The following is a 15,983-nucleotide window of genomic DNA, read 5'->3' on the forward strand; positions in this document are numbered from 1 at the left end:
GATGCGGCGGCGCGCGCGATTTCCTGTTGGCAGCGCACGGGGTCCGATACCCTGCTCGGGCGCGCGAGGGTGGGGGTGATGCACATGGCGGAACCCGTCGTGGTCGGCGTGATCGAGGATCACCCGCTGTACCGGGAGGCGCTGGCGCGGGTGCTGTACGAGGCCGACGGCGTGGAGCTGGGGGCCGTGGCCGAGTCGGTCGGGCATTTCGCGGCGCACGAGCAGGCTCCTGGCACCGTGGTGGTGCTGGACCTCAAGCTGCGCGGTCTCGCCGACGCGGCGGCGGTGCGGCAGGTGGTGGCCATGGGCTACCACGTGCTCGTGATCTCGGCCCACGCCGGCCAGACCGAGGTGCTCGGCGCCATCTCGGCCGGTGCGCGCGGCTACCTCACCAAGGAGGCGGAAGGCGAGGAGATCCTCGACGCCGTGCGCCAGATCGGTGCGGGCGGCTCCTACGTCTCGCCCGTTCTCGCCTCGTTCGTGCTCGACGCCCAGCGGCAGGTCGGGGCCCGCTCGGAACTGTCGGAGCGGGAACGGCAGGTCCTCGCGCTCGTCGCCGCGGGCGAGCGCGACCAGGACATCGCCGACGCGATGGAGATCAGCGTGCGCACCGTGCGGTCCTACCTCGACCGGATCCGCGACAAGACCGGCCGGCGGCGCAGGCCCGAGCTCACCCGGCTGGCGATCGAGGAAGGCATCACCGCGTCGGGCGAGCCCCGGCACTAGACCCGGCCGCAGTGAAGGCCACCTTGCCTGCGTTCAACGCAGGCAAGGTGGCCTTCACTGCAGGCGGCCGGCCGTGACGGCGAGCCCGTCGAGGTAGTGACCGAGGGCCAGCTCGAACGCCTCGTCCAGCCCGCTGAGGCCGAACGTGCCGGGCTCGGGGTCGCCGAGTTCGGCAAGGCGGGGAAAGTCGCCGCTACGGAGCAACTCCGCTGCTTCGGCCTCGATCGTCGCCCACCACTGCTCATTGCGCAGGCGCGTCTCCTTCTCGGCGTGGAGCTCCCGCAGCGCTCCGAGCGCGAGGCCGTGGACCAGTGCCGGAAGGGCCAGGGCGGCACGCATCCGGGTCCGCGGGTCGAGGTCGAGGTCGGCCAGCGCTGCGAAGGTCCACTCGCTGTGCAGCATCGCCTCCGGCGCGAGCGGTGGCCGGGTCACCAGGGTTAGCTCCGCCAGCCAGGGATGAGACCGGTAGAGCCGCCACTGCAATCGGTACACCGCTTCGAGCCGCTGCCGCCACCCCGCCGGCATCGGGCGCGGGAGCGGGCTGGACCTGAAGACCGCGCGCACCATCAGGATCTCCAGCTCCTCACGCCCCGCGATGTGCCGGTACAGCGCCATGGGAGCCACTTTCAGCACACCGGCCAGCCGGCGCATCGAGATCGCCTCCAGCCCCTCGTGGTCGGCGATCCGCAGAGCGGCCGCGAGGATGCGGCTCCGGGTCAGCGGAACGGGTTCGGGCCGGCGCCCACCGCGCACCACCGTGCCCGAGCCCGTCCGCGTGATCACCACGCCCTCGTCCCGGAGCATCGCCAGTGCACGGCTCGCCGTTGCCATCGCGACACCCCAGTCGCGGACGAGCTGTCGCGTGGACGGGACTCGATCGCCGGGTTTCAGCTCTCCGTTCGCGATCTGCTTGCGCAGTGCGGCCGCGATTCGCCGCGACGGCAGGTCGGTCGGTTCGGGCACAGCACGATCGTACTAGAGCACTTGGCCGCCCGTATCGGGCTTCGGCCAAGTCGTGAAGAGGCGTGAGTGCAGCAAGGACAGGAAGTGCACTGTCCGAGCTACCGCGTTGTGAGTGCGTTAATACGCTGTACACATGACCCGACCCGAGATCCACGCCTACGTCGGCGCGACCGTGATCGACGCGACCGGCGCCCCGCCTCGACCGGACCAGTCCGTGGTCGTCGTCGACCGCACGATCACGATCGTGGGGCCCGCGGCGCAGGTTCCGATCCCGGCCGGAGCTCTGGTGCACGACGTCGCAGGCAAGTACCTCATCCCCGGTCTCACCGACATGCACGTGCACAGTGAGCCGGAGACCGGCGACCCCAGGCATTTCGCCGCGCTGTACATCGCCAACGGCGTGACGGCGATCCGCGAGATGTGGGGCAGGCCCGTGCTGCACGACGTCCGCAGGCAGGTGCGGTCCGGTGAACTCCTCGGGCCACGGATGACCATCGCCAGCCCGCTCCTCGACGGGGAGCCCGCCCTGTGGTCCGACGTCCCCGATGCCCCGGTCGTGCCCATCGGCTCATCCGGCCAGGCACGGCGCGCCGTGGCCGAGGCGATCGACACGGGCGCCGATTTCATCAAGGTGTACTCCCGGCTTTCCCCGGAGGCCTACCGCGCTGTTATCGCCGAGGCACGCCGGCGTGACATCACCGTCGCCGGCCATCGATCCGACAACGTGCCGTTCCTGGAGCAGATCGAGTCGGGCCAGCGGTCGTTCGAGCATCTGTTCGGTGGGATCTGGCCTGCCGCGTCACCGGACGTGGACCGGCTCGAAGCCGCGATGGCCCGGATCCAGACGTCCCCGGAGTTCCACCTCGGCAGTTGGCTGAAGCAGGTCACCCAGGTCGAGTGGGACGCGATCGCGTCGTACGACCGTGCCACGGCGAACTCGGTGTTCGAACGGCTCGTCGCCGCCGATGTCGCCTACACGCCGACCCTCGCGGTGCACGCGGTCATCGACCAGCCTGAGTCGATCCGGCTCGACGACAGCCGCATGGACTACCTGGTCCCCGGCACGCCGGAGTCGTGGGACTTCCTGCGAGAGCGGATCTACTGTGGCGGCGGCCGGTCGGCTGAGGAAGCCGCGCGACATCGTGAGCTGCTCGACTGGCGACGCGCGACCGTGGGCGCCATGAACGAGGCGGGGGTGCGGTTGCTCGCCGGTACCGACTCGGTCGGCCCCGGCCTGTTCCCTGGATTCAGCCTGCATGTCGAGCTGGAACAGCTCGTCGCCGCCGGCCTCACCCCGATGCGTGCTCTGCAGTGCGCCACGCTGGAGCCGGCCAGGTTCCTGGGCCGCGAGCACTGGGCCGGCACTGTCGAGGTGGGTCGCGTGGCCGACCTCGTGATCCTGGACGACGATCCACTTGTCGACATTCGAAACACCCAACGGATCCACTCCGTCGTCGTCGACGGCCGGCACGTCGGACCGCGCGAGCGTGCGGAGCTACTGAGGACAGCCGAGCGGATCGCAAGCGAGCAGCCCCTTCCGCAGTGAAGGTGGCCCTCACCGCGGAAGGGGCTCGCTGAGGAAGGGCTAGCCGAGACGGCGGTTCGCCAGCACGCCGGTCGCCGTGCGCGATTTCTCGGCTACGGAGGGGTCGATGTCGGTGACGAGCAGCTCGGGCGCGGCGCCCAGCTGGGCGTGTACCCGGCCGAACGGATCGGCGACCGTCGAGAAGCCGATGCCGGTGGGCGCCTTCGGGTTCACCTCCACGCCCGCTGCCTTCGGGTCGGCCTGCCCGCAGCCCAGCACCCAGTTGCCCGAGTCGAGCGCACGCGCCCTGACAAGGACCTCCCACTGGTCGCGCTTGCCCTCGCCCGCGCCCCACGACGTCGGCAGCAGCACCGCGCTCGACCCGGCCTTCGCGAGCGCCTGGAACAGCTCGGGGAACCGCACGTCGTAGCACGTCGCGACACCCAGCGTGACACCGTCGACGTCCACCGTGACGACCTCTGAGCCGCCCGCGACCGTGTCGGACTCGCGGAAGCCGAACGCGTCGTAGAGGTGGATCTTGTCGTAGCCGCGGTGCTCGCCGAGCCCGGTGATGAGCAGCGTGTTGCGCACCCGCTCGCCGTCCGGGGTGAACATCCCCGCGACCACCAGCACGTCGTGCTCGCGCGCGATCTCGCCGACCGCGCTCGCCCACGGCCCGTCGACCGGCTCGGCCAGCGGGGCGAGCCTGACCCCGAACCGTGCCATCGCCGCCTCGGGGAACACCACCACGCGGGCGCCCTCGCCCGCTGCCTTGGCCGTCCAGTCGCGGATGAGCGTCAGGTTCTCCGCGGGGTCGGCGCTCGACGTGAGCTGGCACAGGGCGATCCGGAGCACGGCAACCTCCTCGCACGTGTCGTCGTGTCGGCAGTATGCCAGCCATCAGGGCCGTGAGCTGGGTGGTCACACTCACCTCGTACCCTTGAGGGCATGTTGAACCGCACCGACCTGCGAGGTCGCGTCCCCGCACCCGGACAACTGCGCGCGGTGCTCCCGCGCGCCGAGGTGGACGTGGACGCGGCGGTGCATCAGGTGCGTCCGGTGGTCGAGGCGGTCCGCGATCGCGGTGTAGAGGCCGCGCTGGAGTACACCGAACGGTTCGACAAGATCCGGCCCACGTCGGTCCGGGTCCCCGCGGCCGAGCTGAAGCGCGCGCTCGCGGAGCTGGACCCGGCCGTGCGCGAGGCCGTGGAGGAGTCCATCGCCAGGGCCCGCGTCGTGCACGCGGACCAGCGCCGGGAGGACGTCACCACGCGGGTCGCCGAGGGCGGCACGGTCACCGAGCGCTGGGTGCCGGTCGGCCGCGTCGGGCTGTACGCGCCCGGCGGGCTCGCGGTGTACCCGTCGAGCGTCGTGATGAACGTGGTGCCCGCGCAGGCGGCCGGCGTCGGCTCGCTCGTGCTGTGCTCGCCGCCGCAGGCGGAGTTCCGCGGGCTGCCGCACCCGACCATCCTCGCCGCGGCCGCGCTGCTGGGCGTCGACGAGGTGTGGGCGGTCGGCGGCGCGCAGGCCGTCGCGCTGCTGGCCTACGGCGGCACCGACACCGACGGCGCCGTGCTCGACCCGGTGGACATGGTCACCGGGCCCGGCAACATCTACCTCACCGCCGCCAAGCGCATGCTGCGCGGCATCATCGGCATCGACTCCGAGGCCGGTCCCACCGAGATCGCGATCCTCGCCGACGAGACCGCCGACCCGGTGCACGTGGCCGCCGACCTCATCAGCCAGGCCGAGCACGACACCCTCGCGGCGAGCGTGCTCGTCACCACCTCGCCGGCGCTGGCCGACGCCGTCGACGCCGAGCTGGCCAGGCGCGTCGCGGCGACCAAGCACAGCGAACGGGTGGGGGAGGCGTTGCGCGGCAAGCAGTCCGGCACCGTGCTTGTATCCACTGTGGACGACGGCCTCGCCGTGGTGGACGCCTACGCCGCCGAGCACCTCGAGATCCAGACCGCCGACGCCGCGGGCGTCGCCGCACGGGTGCGCAACGCGGGCGCGATCTTCGTCGGCCCGTATGCGCCGGTGTCGCTCGGCGACTACTGCGCGGGCTCCAACCACGTGCTGCCGACCGGCGGCTTCGCGCGCCACTCCTCGGGCCTGTCGGTGCAGAGCTTCCTGAAGGGCATCCACGTGATCGACTACAGCGCCGACGCGCTGCGCGAGGTGGCGGGCAAGGTCGTGGCGCTCGCCAACGCCGAGGACCTGCCCGCACACGGCGAGGCCGTGACGGCGCGGTTCCCGGAGGGTGCCGCGTGAGCCCCGCCGAAGCACGTTTTCCCGCTGAGGCGGCATCGGGCGCCGAGGAGGTGACCCTGGAGCAGCTGCCCCTGCGCGAGGACCTGCGCGGCCGCAGTCCGTACGGCGCGCCGCAGCTGGACGTCCCGGTGCGGCTCAACACCAACGAGAACCCGTACCCGCCGCCGCCCGAGCTGGTGGCCGACGTGACCGAGGCGGTCCGGGCGGTCGCGGCGGAGCTGCACCGCTATCCCGACCGCGACGCGGTGCGCCTGCGGGAGGAGCTCTCGGCGTACCTGTCGGTGTCCACGCGCGTGCCGCTGACGGAACGGAACCTGTGGGCCGCCAACGGGTCCAACGAGATCCTCCAGCAGATCCTGCAGGCCTTCGGCGGGCCGGGCCGCAGCGCGCTGGGCTTCGAACCGTCGTACTCGATGCACCCGATCATCGCCGCGGGCACGCGCACCGACTGGGTGCCCGCGCCGCGCAGGCCGGACTTCACCCTCGACACGGCGCGGGCCGCGGAGATCGTGGCCGAGCGCGCGCCCGACGTGGTGTTCGTGACGAGTCCCAACAACCCGACCGGCGGCTCGATCCCGATCGAGGACCTGGAGGCGGTGCTGCGGGCCGCGCCGGGGATCGTGGTGGTGGACGAGGCGTACGCCGAGTTCTCCTCGCAGCCGAGCGCGGTGAACCTGCTCGACGCCTACCCCGCGAAGCTCATCGTCTCGCGCACGATGAGCAAGGCGTTCGCCTTCGCCGGTGGCCGCCTCGGCTACCTCGCCGCCGCGCCCGCCGTGGTGGACGCGCTGCAGCTCGTGCGCCTGCCCTACCACCTGTCGGTGCTCACGCAGGCCGCCGCGCGGGCCGCGCTGGCCCACGCCGACCAGACCCTCGCGTCGGTGGCCAAGCTCGCCGCCGAGCGTGATCGGGTCGCGGAAGCCTTGCGAGGACAGGGTTTCGCGCCGGTCCCGAGTGACGCGAACTTCGTCCTCTTCGGCCGCTTCGCCGACGCGCCGGCGAGCTGGAAGTCCTATGTAGACAACGGAGTGCTGATCCGCGACGTGGGCATCGAGGGCCACCTGCGGGTCACCATCGGCACCCCTGAGGAGAACGACGCCTTTCTGCGGGCGAGCAAGGAGGTTCCGAGGTGAGCCGGGTAGGCAAGATCGAGCGCACCACGAAGGAGTCCTCGATCCGCGTCGAGCTCGACCTCGACGGCACCGGTCAGGTCGAGGTGGCGACCGGGGTCCCCTTCTACGACCACATGTTGCACTCGTTCGGCGTGCACGGCTCGCTGGACCTGCGGGTGGAGGCCGAGGGCGACGTGCACATCGACGCCCACCACACCGTGGAGGACACGGCGATCGTGCTCGGGCAGGCGCTGCGCGAGGCACTGGGCGACAAGAAGGGCATCCGGCGCTTCGGCGACTGCTGGATCCCGATGGACGAGACGCTCGCGCACGCCGCGATCGACGTCTCCGGCCGCCCGTACTGCGTGCACGTCGGCGAGCCGGAGCAGTTCAACACCTTCACGATCGGCGGCAACTACCCGTTCGTGCTCACGCGGCACGTGTTCGACTCGCTGTCGTTCCACGCGCAGATCGCGCTGCACGTGCGGGTCGAGTACGGTCGCGACCCGCACCACATCGCCGAGGCGCAGTACAAGGCCGTGGCGCGGGCGCTGCGGGCGGCGACGGAACCCGACCCGAGGGCGGGCGGGATCCCCTCCACGAAGGGTGTGCTCTAGATGTCGGGTCAGTGGGTGGCTCTGCTGTTGCTCGCCGTCGCCGGTTTCCTGGCGGGCGGCGTCTGGAGCGCGTGGAAGAACGGCTCCCGCGGCCTCGCGGCAGCGCTCGGCGCCGCCGCGCTGCTGGCGATCGGCGGCGCCGTGGCCTGGCTGGCCTAGGACGGCCCGACCGCAGTGAAGGCCACCATGCCTGCGCCCACCCGTCTCCCGCCACCACCCAAACGGAGGCGCTGCGCGCCGCTGTGTTCGGTTCAACGCAGTGAAGGTGGCCTTCACTGCAGCTGGGTGAGATAGCCGGGTGGGACGTGGCGGGTGAGCCACACGCCGTTGGCGCTCACCCGGAACTCGTGGCCTGCCGTCACGATTGCTGCCGCGTTGACCAGCAGGAGCACCGGCTCGCCGCGGCGGGCGCCGACCGTCATCGCGGTGGAACGGGTCGCCGACAGGTGTACGTCGTGACGGCGCATCGGCCGTAGCCCGTCCCGCAGGATCATAGGCAGGAACCGGGCGACCGTGCCGTGGAACAGCGTCGCCGGAGGGACAGAAACGGGCAGGTCGAGCGCGACGGCGACGCTGTGTCCCTGGCTGGCGCGGATACGCGTGCCGGAGTCGTCGAAGGTGAACCGCTGCTTGTCGTTGCGTTCCACCACCTCGGCCAGCTCGGCGCGGGTGAGCGGAAGCCCGTGCCTGCCGAGGGCGGCGAGCAGCGCGTCGACGGCGACCCAGCCGCCTTCCTCCAGTTCGATGCCGATGCGTTCGGGCGCATGGCGCAGATGCAGTGCGAGTCGCTTGGACACGCGCACAAGATCACTGTTCTTCATCTCGGGCACCATTGGCCCACGCCGGTCAGCGCGTCCGCAACTCAAATACCGCCTTCCGCGGCGGGCTTGAGCAGGGGAGCGCCGGGGCCGAACCGGGCGAGCCGGTCGTCGACGTTGTGCAGACCGCACGTGCGCAGCGAGAGGCAGCCGCAGCCCACGCAGCCGGTGAGCTGGTCGCGCAGGCGCTGCAGGGCGTCGATGCGCGCGTCGAGCTCGTCCTTCCAGTTGCGGGACAGCCGCGCCCAGTCGGCCTTGGTCGGCGCGTGGTCCTTCGGCAGCGAGGCGAGCGCCTGGCCGATCTCCTCGAGGCTCAGGCCCACCCGCTGTGCCGCGCGGATGAACGCGATGCGACGCAGCACGGCGCGCGGGTACCTGCGCTGGTTACCGGCGGAGCGCTCCGAGAAGATCAGCCCCCGGTCCTCGTAGAAGCGCAGCGCCGTGTGGGGTACACCGCTGCGCTCCGAGACCTGTCCGATGCTGAGGTGGTCGGCAAGCTTCGTCGTCACAGCCGCCACAGTACCCCGAGTTATACCTAGGTCGAGGTTGCCTTGCGGTGCAGGTCAGGAGCTTGTCGAGGTCCAGCCGGGCTTGTGCCGGTCGGGCGGACGCGAAGTGTGATCGGTGTCATCCCGCAGCCTGCGACGTATCTGCCGGGGCAGCACGACATCACTGATCACCGGGAAGGGCTCGCTGTCGATGTCCTCGCGCCAAGCCCGCAGCAGGCGGTCGAGTGTGTCTTCCTGGGCCATCGTGGCCTCCTGAGGCAGAACGTGTTCATTCTACTACCCAGAAGGGTGAGGCCCTAAACCTCGAGTTCAGGAAATCTTCCCCCGCCGTTCCAACTTCACGCAACGTGTTCGGCGTAGGACGTGATCATCTGGCGAATCACCTGGTCACCGGGCTGCTGCCACAGCTGCGCGTTGAACACCTCGACCTCGATCGGCCCGAGGTAGCCCGCCGCCTCCACGCACGAGCGGAGCCGGCGATGGTCGATCGGGCCGTCGCCAGGGAGCGCCCGGCCGAGGAACGTGTCGGTGAGGGGCACCAGCTGGTCGCACACGTGGAAGCCGAGGATCCGGCCGGCCGCCTTCGCGATGGATTCCTCGACGCGGGGGTCCCACCAGACGTGGAACTCGTCCACGACCACGCCCACTGCCTCGGCGGGGTGCTCCTCGGCGAGCGCCAGCGCCTGGTCCAGGGTGGAGAGCACCGACCGTTCGGCGCACTGCATCGGGTGCAAAGGCTCCAGGCCGAGCCGCACACCGCGCTCGAGCGCGTACGGCGCCAGCTCGCCCAGCCCGTCGGCCACCCGCTGCCGGGAGCCGGCCAGGTCGTTGTCCGCGATGCCGCCGACCACGAGCACGAGCACGTCGGTGCCCAGCGCCGCCGCCTCGTCGATCGCCTCACGGGTGTCTGCGACGCCGTCCACAGGGGACCCTTCCGGCGTGATGCCGGTCAGAAACCCACCGCGGCACAGGGAGGAAACGCGCACCCCGTGCTTCTTGAGCAGCTTCGCCGCCTCGTCGACGCCGATCTCGGCGACCTTGTCGCGCCACGGGGCGATCCAGCCGACGCCGTTCTCGGCGCAGCCCGCGATGGCCTCGGGCAGCGACCACCGCTTCGTCGTGATCTGGTTCAGGCTCAGCCGCTCCATCACGCCACCCCCGCCACGCTCAGCAGCGGGCGCATCCGCGCGACCGCCAGTTCCGGATCCGTCAGCACCCCGGCCTCGTCGGCCAGCCGCAGCACGTCGGCCAGGTGCACGATCGAGCGCGCCGACTCGAGGCCGCCGACCATGCGGAAGTGGGGCTGGTGGCCGTTCAGCCAGGCCAGGAACACCACGCCGACCTTGTAGTGCTGGGTCGGCGCGCGGAAGATCTCGCGCGAGAGTGCCACGGTCGGGCCGAACAGCTCGTGAAAACCCGCCGGGTCGCCGGCGTCGAGCCGGGCGAGCGCCGCGCCCGCGACCGGGGCGATCGGGTCGAAGATGCCGAGCAGCGCCTCGCTGTGCCCCTGCTCGTCGCCCGCGATGAGGTCGGGGTAGTTGAAGTCGTCGCCGGTGTAGCAGGCGACTCCCTCGGGCAGCGCGCGGCGGAACTCGGTCTCCACGTCGGCGTCGAGCACGGAGACCTTCACGCCCGCGATCACGTCGGCGTGCTCCGCGCACAGCGAGGCCAGCTCCGCCGCCGCGGCGCGGACGTCGGAGTGACCCCAGTAGCCTGCCAGCGCGGGGTCGAACATCTCACCGAGCCAGTGCAGCAGGACCTTGCCCTCGGCTCCGGACAGCAGTTTGCCGTACGCCGAGCGGTAGTCGGCGGGCCCGGACGCGACGGCGGCGAGCGCGCGGCTGGCCATGATCACCGGGGTCGCGCCCTCACCGCTCACGAGTTCGAGCTGCTCGCGCCACGCGGCCACGATCTTGTCCACAGTGGATGGCCCTGGCGGGAGCTGGTCGGTGCCGACTCCGGCGCACCAGCGGCCATTCGACTCGCGGGCCGCCGCTCCGGTGCGCCGGATCAGCTCCTGGGTGGCGGCCCAGTCGAGGCCCATGCCGCGCTGCGCGGTGTCCATCGCCTCGGCGACCCCGAGCCCGCACGACCACAGGTGGTGGCGGAACGCGAGCGTGCTGTCCCAGTCGAGCGCCACCGCGTGCGCGGGATCGCCGGGGGAGAGCGGGTCGGCCACGACGTGGGCGGCGGCGTAGGCGACGCGCGAGCGTGGCGGTTCGGCGGGAGCCTCCGGAACCGTGCGGCCGGACGGCGACCAGTTTTCGAGCGTGCCGTCCCTTGTGGGTAGCAGCAACCCAGTCATGACAACTCCGTCTCTGCTGAAAGCGCTTGCAAGAAAGCGTTTTCAGACACCATAGGACACCGCCCCGAGCCGGGACAAGGACAAGGACTACGCCAGTGGATCGACGGCCAGCTCGCGCACCACGGCCTCGTCCACCTCGACGCCGAGCCCTGGGCCCGTGGGCACGTCGGCCACGCCGCCCTTGACCTCGACGCCGGAGGCGTACACGGAATCGACGAACTGCCTGCCGTTGAGGTCGACGGGTGTGTCGATGCCGAACGCGGCGAACAGGTGCAGCGAAGCCGCGAGCCCGAGGTCGGAATCGGTGAGCCCGGAGCCCATCAGCCGCACGCCGCAGTCCTCGGCGAGCTGGCACAGTCGCAGCGACAGCGTGAGGCCGCCGCTGCGCTGCACCTTGGCGATCGCGACGTCCACGGCGTCGAGCTTCACGAACGTCGCGAGGTCCGTCGGGTGCCGCAGACTCTCGTCGAGCGCGACGGGAACGGGGGAGTCCGCGCGCAGCCTGCGCAGACCCGCGATGTCGTTGGCGGGCAACGGTTGTTCGAACGCGGTGACGCCGAGCGCGTCCAGCTCGCGCGAGAGCCGCAGTGCCGCGTCGACCGTGAAGCCCTGGTTGGCGTCGACCCACAGTGGGGCCTTCGGCGCGGCCTCGCGGACGGCCCGCACCACGGCGAGGTCCTCGCGTTCGCCGTGCAGCCCGATCTTGACCTTGAACGCGTCGTAGCCGAGCTCCCTGCCCTCGGCGACACAGTCGGCGACCTCGTTCGCCGTCTGCCCCGACACCATCCAGCCCAGCGTGATGCGGTCGCGCCGCCGCCTGCCCCACAGGGTGCTCACCGGCACGCCGAGCGCGCGGCCGAGCAGGTCGTGCAGCGCCATGTCGACGGCGGCCTTCGCCAGCGGCGAGCCGATCGTGAAGCCGCGGTTGATCGCGCGATCGAACGCGGTGGTCAGCCCGTCGAGGTCCCAGCAGGGCCTGCCCAGCACGGCGGGTGCGAGGTAGCGGTCGATCGTGGTGACGATCGACTCCGTCGTCTCGTACGTCCACGCGGGAATCGGCGTGGCCTCGCCCCAGCCGTGCACGCCGTCGGCGCTCACCTTCACCAGCACGCGGATGCTCGGGGAGCCCGCGACGGCGACGGAGCCGCCGGAGACGCCGAAGGACCGGAGCGTCGGCAGGGCCACCGCGAACGTCTCGATCTTGTCGATCGTCAGGTCTCGCATCGTTGCTACACCTCTCTCGTACTGGCTCTGACCACGACCTCGCCGGGCAGGCGCAGCACGCGGCTGCGAGTGCCGCGGTTGCCCCGGAACGCCAGCTCCATGGCCCGCTCGCCGAGCTCCTCCAGCGGGAGCTTGACAGTGGTGAGCGGCGGGGACAGGTCGCGCACGACGGGAATGTCGTCGAACCCGGCGAGCGACACGTCGTCGGGCACGGAACGGCCGGACTCGCGCAGTGCCGTGAGCGCGCCGATCGCCATCACGTCGGTGACGGCGAACACGCACGTCGCGTCGAGCCCCCTGGCGAGCAGCTCCGACATCGCGGCGTGGCCGCCGTCGCGGGTGAAGGCTCCCTCCACCACGGCCGATTCGGGCAGCTCAACGCCGGCCTCGGCGAGAGTCTCGCGGAACCCGGCGAGCCGGTCGACCACGGTGGTGAGGGCGCGCGGGCCGGTGAGCACCGCGAACCGGCGGTGGCCCAGCTCGAGCAGCGCCTTGGCGAGCGCCGCGGCGCCCTCCTTGTTCTCCGGCTGCACGCTGTCGACGCGCAGGCTGCGGTGGCGGCTCACCACGGCGACCTGGCCGCCGCCCCTGCGGTAGGGGTCGATCTCGGCGGCGAGCGCGCGTTCCCACGCCTTGTCCTCGAAGCCGGAGCCGACCAGCAGGATGGCCGACGCGCGCTGGGCCCGCAGCATCGAGATGTAGGCGATCTCCTTCTGCGGGTCGCGGAAGGTGCTGGCGAGCATCACGAGCAGCCCGTTGTCGCCCGCCACCCGCATGACCCCGCGGGCGATTGCCGCGAAGTACGGGTCGCTGACGTCGTGGCAGATGACGCCGACTGTGCGGTGGGATGCCCCGGCCAGCGCCTGCGCGTGCGCGTTGGGCGTGTACGCGAGCTTCTCGGCCGCCGCGAGCACCCGCTCGCGCAGGTCCGTGCGGACCTTGGTGGTGCCGTTCAGCGCTCTGGACGCGGTGGCCAGCGACACCTCCGCGGCGCGGGCGACGTCCTCGAGCGTGACGTGTGGGTGAGCGTCCATGCGCAACTCCCGGTTAAAGAAAGCTTGACCGAGTTTCCCGGTCTGCATACTCTACCTGAAAGCGCATTCAGAAAGCGCATTCAGAGATCCGGGTCCCGGTCTCGATCAGGTGCTTTCCGACACGTTCGCAGGCGAACGGAGGGTCATGGTCACGCACAGTCAGTCGGCACGCACCGAGCCCGCAGGGCCACCAGGTCCGACATCCTCGGCAGGAGTATCCGAGCGGGCGCGGCCAGGGATCGCGCAGCGTATCCTCGGCTTCACCGAGCGCGGCTGGCGGCCCATCGCCCTGCTCGTGGTGCTGTTCTTCGCGTGGTGGGCGGTGACGGCGGCGGAGCTGATCGAGCCCTACCTGGTGCCCTCGCCCGGCGACACGTTCGACGCGATCGCCAGCCGCCCGGACTACTTCTGGGAGCACACCTGGGCCACGACCTACGAGACGCTGCTCGGCTTCGTCATCGCCGCGGCCGTCGGCGTCTTCGCCGCCGTGGTGATGGTGCAGTCGGCGACCGTCGAGAAGACGCTGTACCCGCTGCTGCTCTTCGCACAGGTCATCCCGAAGATCGCCATCGCGCCGCTGTTCGTGGTGTGGCTCGGCTTCGGGATCGGCCCCAAGATCGTGGTCGCCGTCCTGATGGCGTTCTTCCCCGTGGTGATCTCGATGGTCACCGGGCTCAAGTCCGTCGACCCCGAGATGCTGCAGCTCTCGGCCACGATGGGCGCCAAGCCGGGGCAGACGTTCTGGAAGATCCGGTTCCCGGCGTCGCTGCCGCACCTGTTCTCCGGGCTGAAGGTCGCCGCGACCATGGCCGTCACCGGCGCGGTGGTCGGCGAGTTCGTCGGCGCCGACGCCGGGCTGGGCTTCGTCATCCTGCAGGCCAACGGAAACCTCGACACCCCGGTGCTCTTCGCGGGGCTGCTGATCATGTCGCTGCTCGGTGTCCTGCTGTTCGTGCTCGTGGAGTGGCTCGAGCACCTCGTGCTCCCGTGGCACGCGAGCAGGCGCACCGAAGGCGTCACCACAACGCTGTGAGATCCCTTGCGAGACAAAGGAAAACCATGAAACTTCCCGCACTAGTGAAGAGTGCCGTCAGTGTGGCCGCCGTGCTGCTGCTCACCGCGGGCTGCGGCGGCTCCGAGCCGGAGACCACCACCAACGCCCAGGGCGAGACGCTCGACAAGGTCACGCTGACCCTCAACTGGTACCCCTACGGCGAGCACGCGCCGTTCTACTACGGCAAGGCGCAGGGAATCTACGAGGAGCACGGGATCGACCTGGAGATCAGGGCGGGCCAGGGGTCGCAGAAGACCGTCCAGGCCACCGCGGCCGGGCAGACCGACTTCGGCTGGGCCGACACGCCGGCCCTGCTCGCGGGCGTTTCGCAGGGCCTCGACGTCAAGAGCATCGGCGTGTTCCTGCAGACAACGCCGTCGTCGGTGCAGTTCTTCAGCGAGCAGAACGTCTCCTCGCCTGCCGACCTCAAGGGCAAGACCATCGCGAGCACGGCGGGTGACGCGCTGACCAAGACCTTCCCGGCATTCCTCCAGGCCAACGGGCTCGCCGAGGGCGACGTGCGCATCCAGAACACCGACGCCGCCGGGAAGATGGCCGCCGTCATGTCGGGCCAGACCGACGCGCTGCTCGGCTACGCGACCGACCAGGGCCCGACGATGCAGGAGAAGGCGGGCAAGGAGGTCTCCTACCTCCGCTTCGCCGACAACGGGCTGAACTTCTACTCGAACGGCCTCATCGCCTCGCAGGAGGTCATCGACGACCGGGGCGACCTCGCCCAGCGCATGGTCGCCGCGACGAGCGAGGCGTGGACCGCGGTGCAGCAGGACCAGCAGGCCGCCGTCGACGCCATGCAGGGCTCCTCGGAGCAGCTGCCGTCGAAGCAGGTGCTCGCCGAGCAACTCGCCTCGACGCTGGAGCTGCTGCACACCGACGCCACGGAGGGCCAGGCGCCCGGGGTGAACAACGAGGAGGACTGGAAGAAGACCATCCAGATCTTCGCCGACGCCGGCGTGATCTCCAGTGCCGAAGAGCCCAGCGCCTACTGGGTCAGTGAGCTCGCACCGAAGGAATGAGTTGAGGCAGATGACTGGCTACGCGGTCGAGATCGAGGACGTCGCGGTGCGGTTTCGCACCAAGAAGCGGGACGTCACCGCCCTGCGCGACGTGACGATGCGGGTGGACCCCGGTGAGTTCGTCGCGATCGTGGGGCCGTCCGGCTGCGGCAAGTCCACGCTGCTGAAGCTGTCGTCGGGCCTGCTGGCGCCCTCGTCCGGCAGCGTGAAGCTGCTGGGGGAGAGGGTCAGCGGCCCGCGCAAGGACGTCGGGTACGTCTTCCAGAAGGCGGCGCTGCTCGAATGGCGCACGGCGCGCAAGAACATCCTCCTGCAGGCCGAGATGCGCGGCATGCCAGCGAAGGAGGCGAAGGCGAGGGCCGACGAGCTCATCGAGATGACGGGGCTCACCGGGTTCGAGGACGCCTACCCGCACGAGCTGTCCGGGGGTATGCAGCAGCGCGTCGCCCTGTGCCGCGCGCTGCTGCACCGCCCGCCGGTGCTGCTCATGGACGAGCCCTTCGGCGCGCTCGACGCGCTCACCCGCGAGCAGATGAACGTCGAGCTGCGCCGGATCTGGCAGGAGACCAAGACCACCGTGCTGCTGGTGACCCACTCGATCGCCGAGGCGGTGTACCTGGCCGACCGGGTCGTGATGATCACGGCGCGGCCGGGCACCGTCGCCGGGGTGATCGAGGTGAACCTGCCGGTGGACCGTGACTACGGCAAGACCATGTCGGAGCCGGAGTTCGCCAAGGCGACCCGGCACATCCGCGACCACCTCGGCGCCGCCGCGGTGGCTGAGTGAG

General features: G+C 70.9%; 18 protein-coding genes. 9 read left to right on the forward strand and 9 right to left on the reverse strand.

All coding sequences use genetic code 11. From position 1 onward, the window contains the following. The first annotated feature begins 84 nt into the window (after window positions 1-84). Window positions 85-726, forward strand: a complete 642-nt coding sequence (locus tag FCN18_RS12105) for a LuxR C-terminal-related transcriptional regulator (protein WP_369973582.1) — start codon at window positions 85-87, stop codon at window positions 724-726. Between the two features lie 54 nt (window positions 727-780). Here FCN18_RS12105 and FCN18_RS12110 read toward each other — a convergent pair whose 3' ends face one another. Next, complete coding sequence (locus tag FCN18_RS12110; protein WP_113642476.1) at window positions 781-1,689, reverse strand: GntR family transcriptional regulator; 909 nt, start codon at window positions 1,687-1,689, stop codon at window positions 781-783. 133 nt (window positions 1,690-1,822) lie between these two features. Here FCN18_RS12110 and FCN18_RS12115 point away from each other — a divergent pair, with 133 nt between their 5' ends. Then, on the forward strand, window positions 1,823-3,235 hold the full coding sequence (locus tag FCN18_RS12115; protein ID WP_206077871.1) for an amidohydrolase family protein: 1,413 nt from the start codon (window positions 1,823-1,825) through the stop codon (window positions 3,233-3,235). Window positions 3,236-3,274: 39 nt separating this feature from the next. Here the strand turns inward: FCN18_RS12115 and FCN18_RS12120 are convergent, their stop codons facing one another. Then, complete coding sequence (locus tag FCN18_RS12120; protein ID WP_112275096.1) at window positions 3,275-4,069, reverse strand: carbon-nitrogen hydrolase family protein; 795 nt, start codon at window positions 4,067-4,069, stop codon at window positions 3,275-3,277. Between the two features lie 93 nt (window positions 4,070-4,162). On the opposite strand from FCN18_RS12120, the gene hisD reads away from it, so the two are divergent. From hisD to FCN18_RS39500, 4 genes are read left to right on the forward strand one after another with little or no spacing between them, the layout of a single operon-like run. Next, on the forward strand, window positions 4,163-5,488 hold the full coding sequence (gene hisD / locus FCN18_RS12125) for a histidinol dehydrogenase (RefSeq protein ID WP_113642478.1): 1,326 nt from the start codon (window positions 4,163-4,165) through the stop codon (window positions 5,486-5,488). Further along, complete coding sequence (locus FCN18_RS12130; protein ID WP_112275098.1) at window positions 5,485-6,621, forward strand: histidinol-phosphate transaminase; 1,137 nt, start codon at window positions 5,485-5,487, stop codon at window positions 6,619-6,621. The genes hisD and FCN18_RS12130 overlap by 4 nt, the downstream gene beginning before the upstream one ends. Further along, on the forward strand, window positions 6,618-7,217 hold the full coding sequence (gene hisB / locus FCN18_RS12135) for an imidazoleglycerol-phosphate dehydratase HisB (RefSeq protein ID WP_112275099.1): 600 nt from the start codon (window positions 6,618-6,620) through the stop codon (window positions 7,215-7,217). The genes FCN18_RS12130 and hisB overlap by 4 nt, the downstream gene beginning before the upstream one ends. Next, window positions 7,218-7,376 (forward strand): hypothetical protein, encoded by a 159-nt coding sequence (locus FCN18_RS39500; protein WP_170200543.1) that lies wholly within the window; start codon window positions 7,218-7,220, stop codon window positions 7,374-7,376. 113 nt (window positions 7,377-7,489) lie between these two features. On the opposite strand, the gene FCN18_RS12140 is transcribed toward FCN18_RS39500, so the two are convergent. From FCN18_RS12140 to FCN18_RS12170, 7 genes are all read right to left on the reverse strand, one after another. Beyond that, on the reverse strand, window positions 7,490-8,038 hold the full coding sequence (locus tag FCN18_RS12140; protein ID WP_137094971.1) for an RNA 2'-phosphotransferase: 549 nt from the start codon (window positions 8,036-8,038) through the stop codon (window positions 7,490-7,492). Window positions 8,039-8,079: 41 nt separating this feature from the next. After that, entirely contained in the window at window positions 8,080-8,544 is a 465-nt protein-coding gene (gene soxR / locus FCN18_RS12145; protein ID WP_110342489.1) for a redox-sensitive transcriptional activator SoxR, read from the reverse strand. A gap of 54 nt (window positions 8,545-8,598) precedes the next feature. Then, window positions 8,599-8,787 carry a hypothetical protein gene (locus FCN18_RS12150; RefSeq protein WP_112275101.1) on the reverse strand — a complete coding sequence of 63 codons (189 nt, stop codon included), beginning with the start codon at window positions 8,785-8,787 and terminating at the stop codon, window positions 8,599-8,601. Window positions 8,788-8,882: 95 nt separating this feature from the next. Next, on the reverse strand, window positions 8,883-9,692 hold the full coding sequence (locus tag FCN18_RS12155) for a sugar phosphate isomerase/epimerase family protein (protein WP_170200544.1): 810 nt from the start codon (window positions 9,690-9,692) through the stop codon (window positions 8,883-8,885). Then, window positions 9,692-10,849, reverse strand: coding sequence for a dihydrodipicolinate synthase family protein (locus FCN18_RS12160; protein ID WP_137094975.1), 1,158 nt, complete (start codon window positions 10,847-10,849; stop codon window positions 9,692-9,694). The genes FCN18_RS12155 and FCN18_RS12160 overlap by 1 nt, the downstream gene beginning before the upstream one ends. Window positions 10,850-10,936: 87 nt before the next feature. Continuing rightward, complete coding sequence (locus FCN18_RS12165; RefSeq protein ID WP_137094978.1) at window positions 10,937-12,073, reverse strand: mandelate racemase/muconate lactonizing enzyme family protein; 1,137 nt, start codon at window positions 12,071-12,073, stop codon at window positions 10,937-10,939. Between the two features lie 5 nt (window positions 12,074-12,078). Beyond that, complete coding sequence (locus FCN18_RS12170; protein WP_112275105.1) at window positions 12,079-13,107, reverse strand: LacI family DNA-binding transcriptional regulator; 1,029 nt, start codon at window positions 13,105-13,107, stop codon at window positions 12,079-12,081. A gap of 145 nt (window positions 13,108-13,252) precedes the next feature. Here FCN18_RS12170 and FCN18_RS12175 point away from each other — a divergent pair, with 145 nt between their 5' ends. Genes FCN18_RS12175 through FCN18_RS12185 form a run of 3 tightly spaced genes read left to right on the forward strand, consistent with a single transcriptional unit; the run spans window position 13,253 to window position 15,982 of the window. Then, window positions 13,253-14,140 carry an ABC transporter permease gene (locus FCN18_RS12175; protein WP_137094980.1) on the forward strand — a complete coding sequence of 296 codons (888 nt, stop codon included), beginning with the start codon at window positions 13,253-13,255 and terminating at the stop codon, window positions 14,138-14,140. A gap of 26 nt (window positions 14,141-14,166) precedes the next feature. After that, on the forward strand, window positions 14,167-15,195 hold the full coding sequence (locus FCN18_RS12180) for an ABC transporter substrate-binding protein (protein WP_113642483.1): 1,029 nt from the start codon (window positions 14,167-14,169) through the stop codon (window positions 15,193-15,195). A gap of 10 nt (window positions 15,196-15,205) precedes the next feature. Then, window positions 15,206-15,982 carry an ABC transporter ATP-binding protein gene (locus tag FCN18_RS12185; protein ID WP_137094982.1) on the forward strand — a complete coding sequence of 259 codons (777 nt, stop codon included), beginning with the start codon at window positions 15,206-15,208 and terminating at the stop codon, window positions 15,980-15,982. Window position 15,983: the final 1 nt, after the last annotated feature.

This window comes from Prauserella endophytica (assembly GCF_005146945.1).
Classification (GTDB): domain Bacteria; phylum Actinomycetota; class Actinomycetes; order Mycobacteriales; family Pseudonocardiaceae; genus Prauserella_A; species Prauserella_A endophytica.

Excerpts from the sequence above, each read along its gene's own strand:
- FCN18_RS12180 (WP_113642483.1), top strand. The coding sequence starts at position 14,167 with ATGAAACTTCCCGCACTAGTGAAGAGTGCCGTCAGTGTGGCCGCCGTG.
- FCN18_RS12160 (WP_137094975.1), bottom strand. The coding sequence starts at position 10,849 with ATGACTGGGTTGCTGCTACCCACAAGGGACGGCACGCTCGAAAACTGG.
- hisD (WP_113642478.1), top strand. The coding sequence starts at position 4,163 with ATGTTGAACCGCACCGACCTGCGAGGTCGCGTCCCCGCACCCGGACAA.
- FCN18_RS12150 (WP_112275101.1), bottom strand. The coding sequence starts at position 8,787 with ATGGCCCAGGAAGACACACTCGACCGCCTGCTGCGGGCTTGGCGCGAG.
- FCN18_RS12175 (WP_137094980.1), top strand. The coding sequence starts at position 13,253 with ATGGTCACGCACAGTCAGTCGGCACGCACCGAGCCCGCAGGGCCACCA.
- FCN18_RS12140 (WP_137094971.1), bottom strand. The coding sequence starts at position 8,038 with ATGAAGAACAGTGATCTTGTGCGCGTGTCCAAGCGACTCGCACTGCAT.
- FCN18_RS39500 (WP_170200543.1), top strand. The coding sequence starts at position 7,218 with ATGTCGGGTCAGTGGGTGGCTCTGCTGTTGCTCGCCGTCGCCGGTTTC.
- FCN18_RS12105 (WP_369973582.1), top strand. The coding sequence starts at position 85 with ATGGCGGAACCCGTCGTGGTCGGCGTGATCGAGGATCACCCGCTGTAC.
- FCN18_RS12115 (WP_206077871.1), top strand. The coding sequence starts at position 1,823 with ATGACCCGACCCGAGATCCACGCCTACGTCGGCGCGACCGTGATCGAC.
- FCN18_RS12165 (WP_137094978.1), bottom strand. The coding sequence starts at position 12,073 with ATGCGAGACCTGACGATCGACAAGATCGAGACGTTCGCGGTGGCCCTG.
- FCN18_RS12185 (WP_137094982.1), top strand. The coding sequence starts at position 15,206 with ATGACTGGCTACGCGGTCGAGATCGAGGACGTCGCGGTGCGGTTTCGC.
- FCN18_RS12155 (WP_170200544.1), bottom strand. The coding sequence starts at position 9,692 with ATGGAGCGGCTGAGCCTGAACCAGATCACGACGAAGCGGTGGTCGCTG.
- FCN18_RS12170 (WP_112275105.1), bottom strand. The coding sequence starts at position 13,107 with ATGGACGCTCACCCACACGTCACGCTCGAGGACGTCGCCCGCGCCGCG.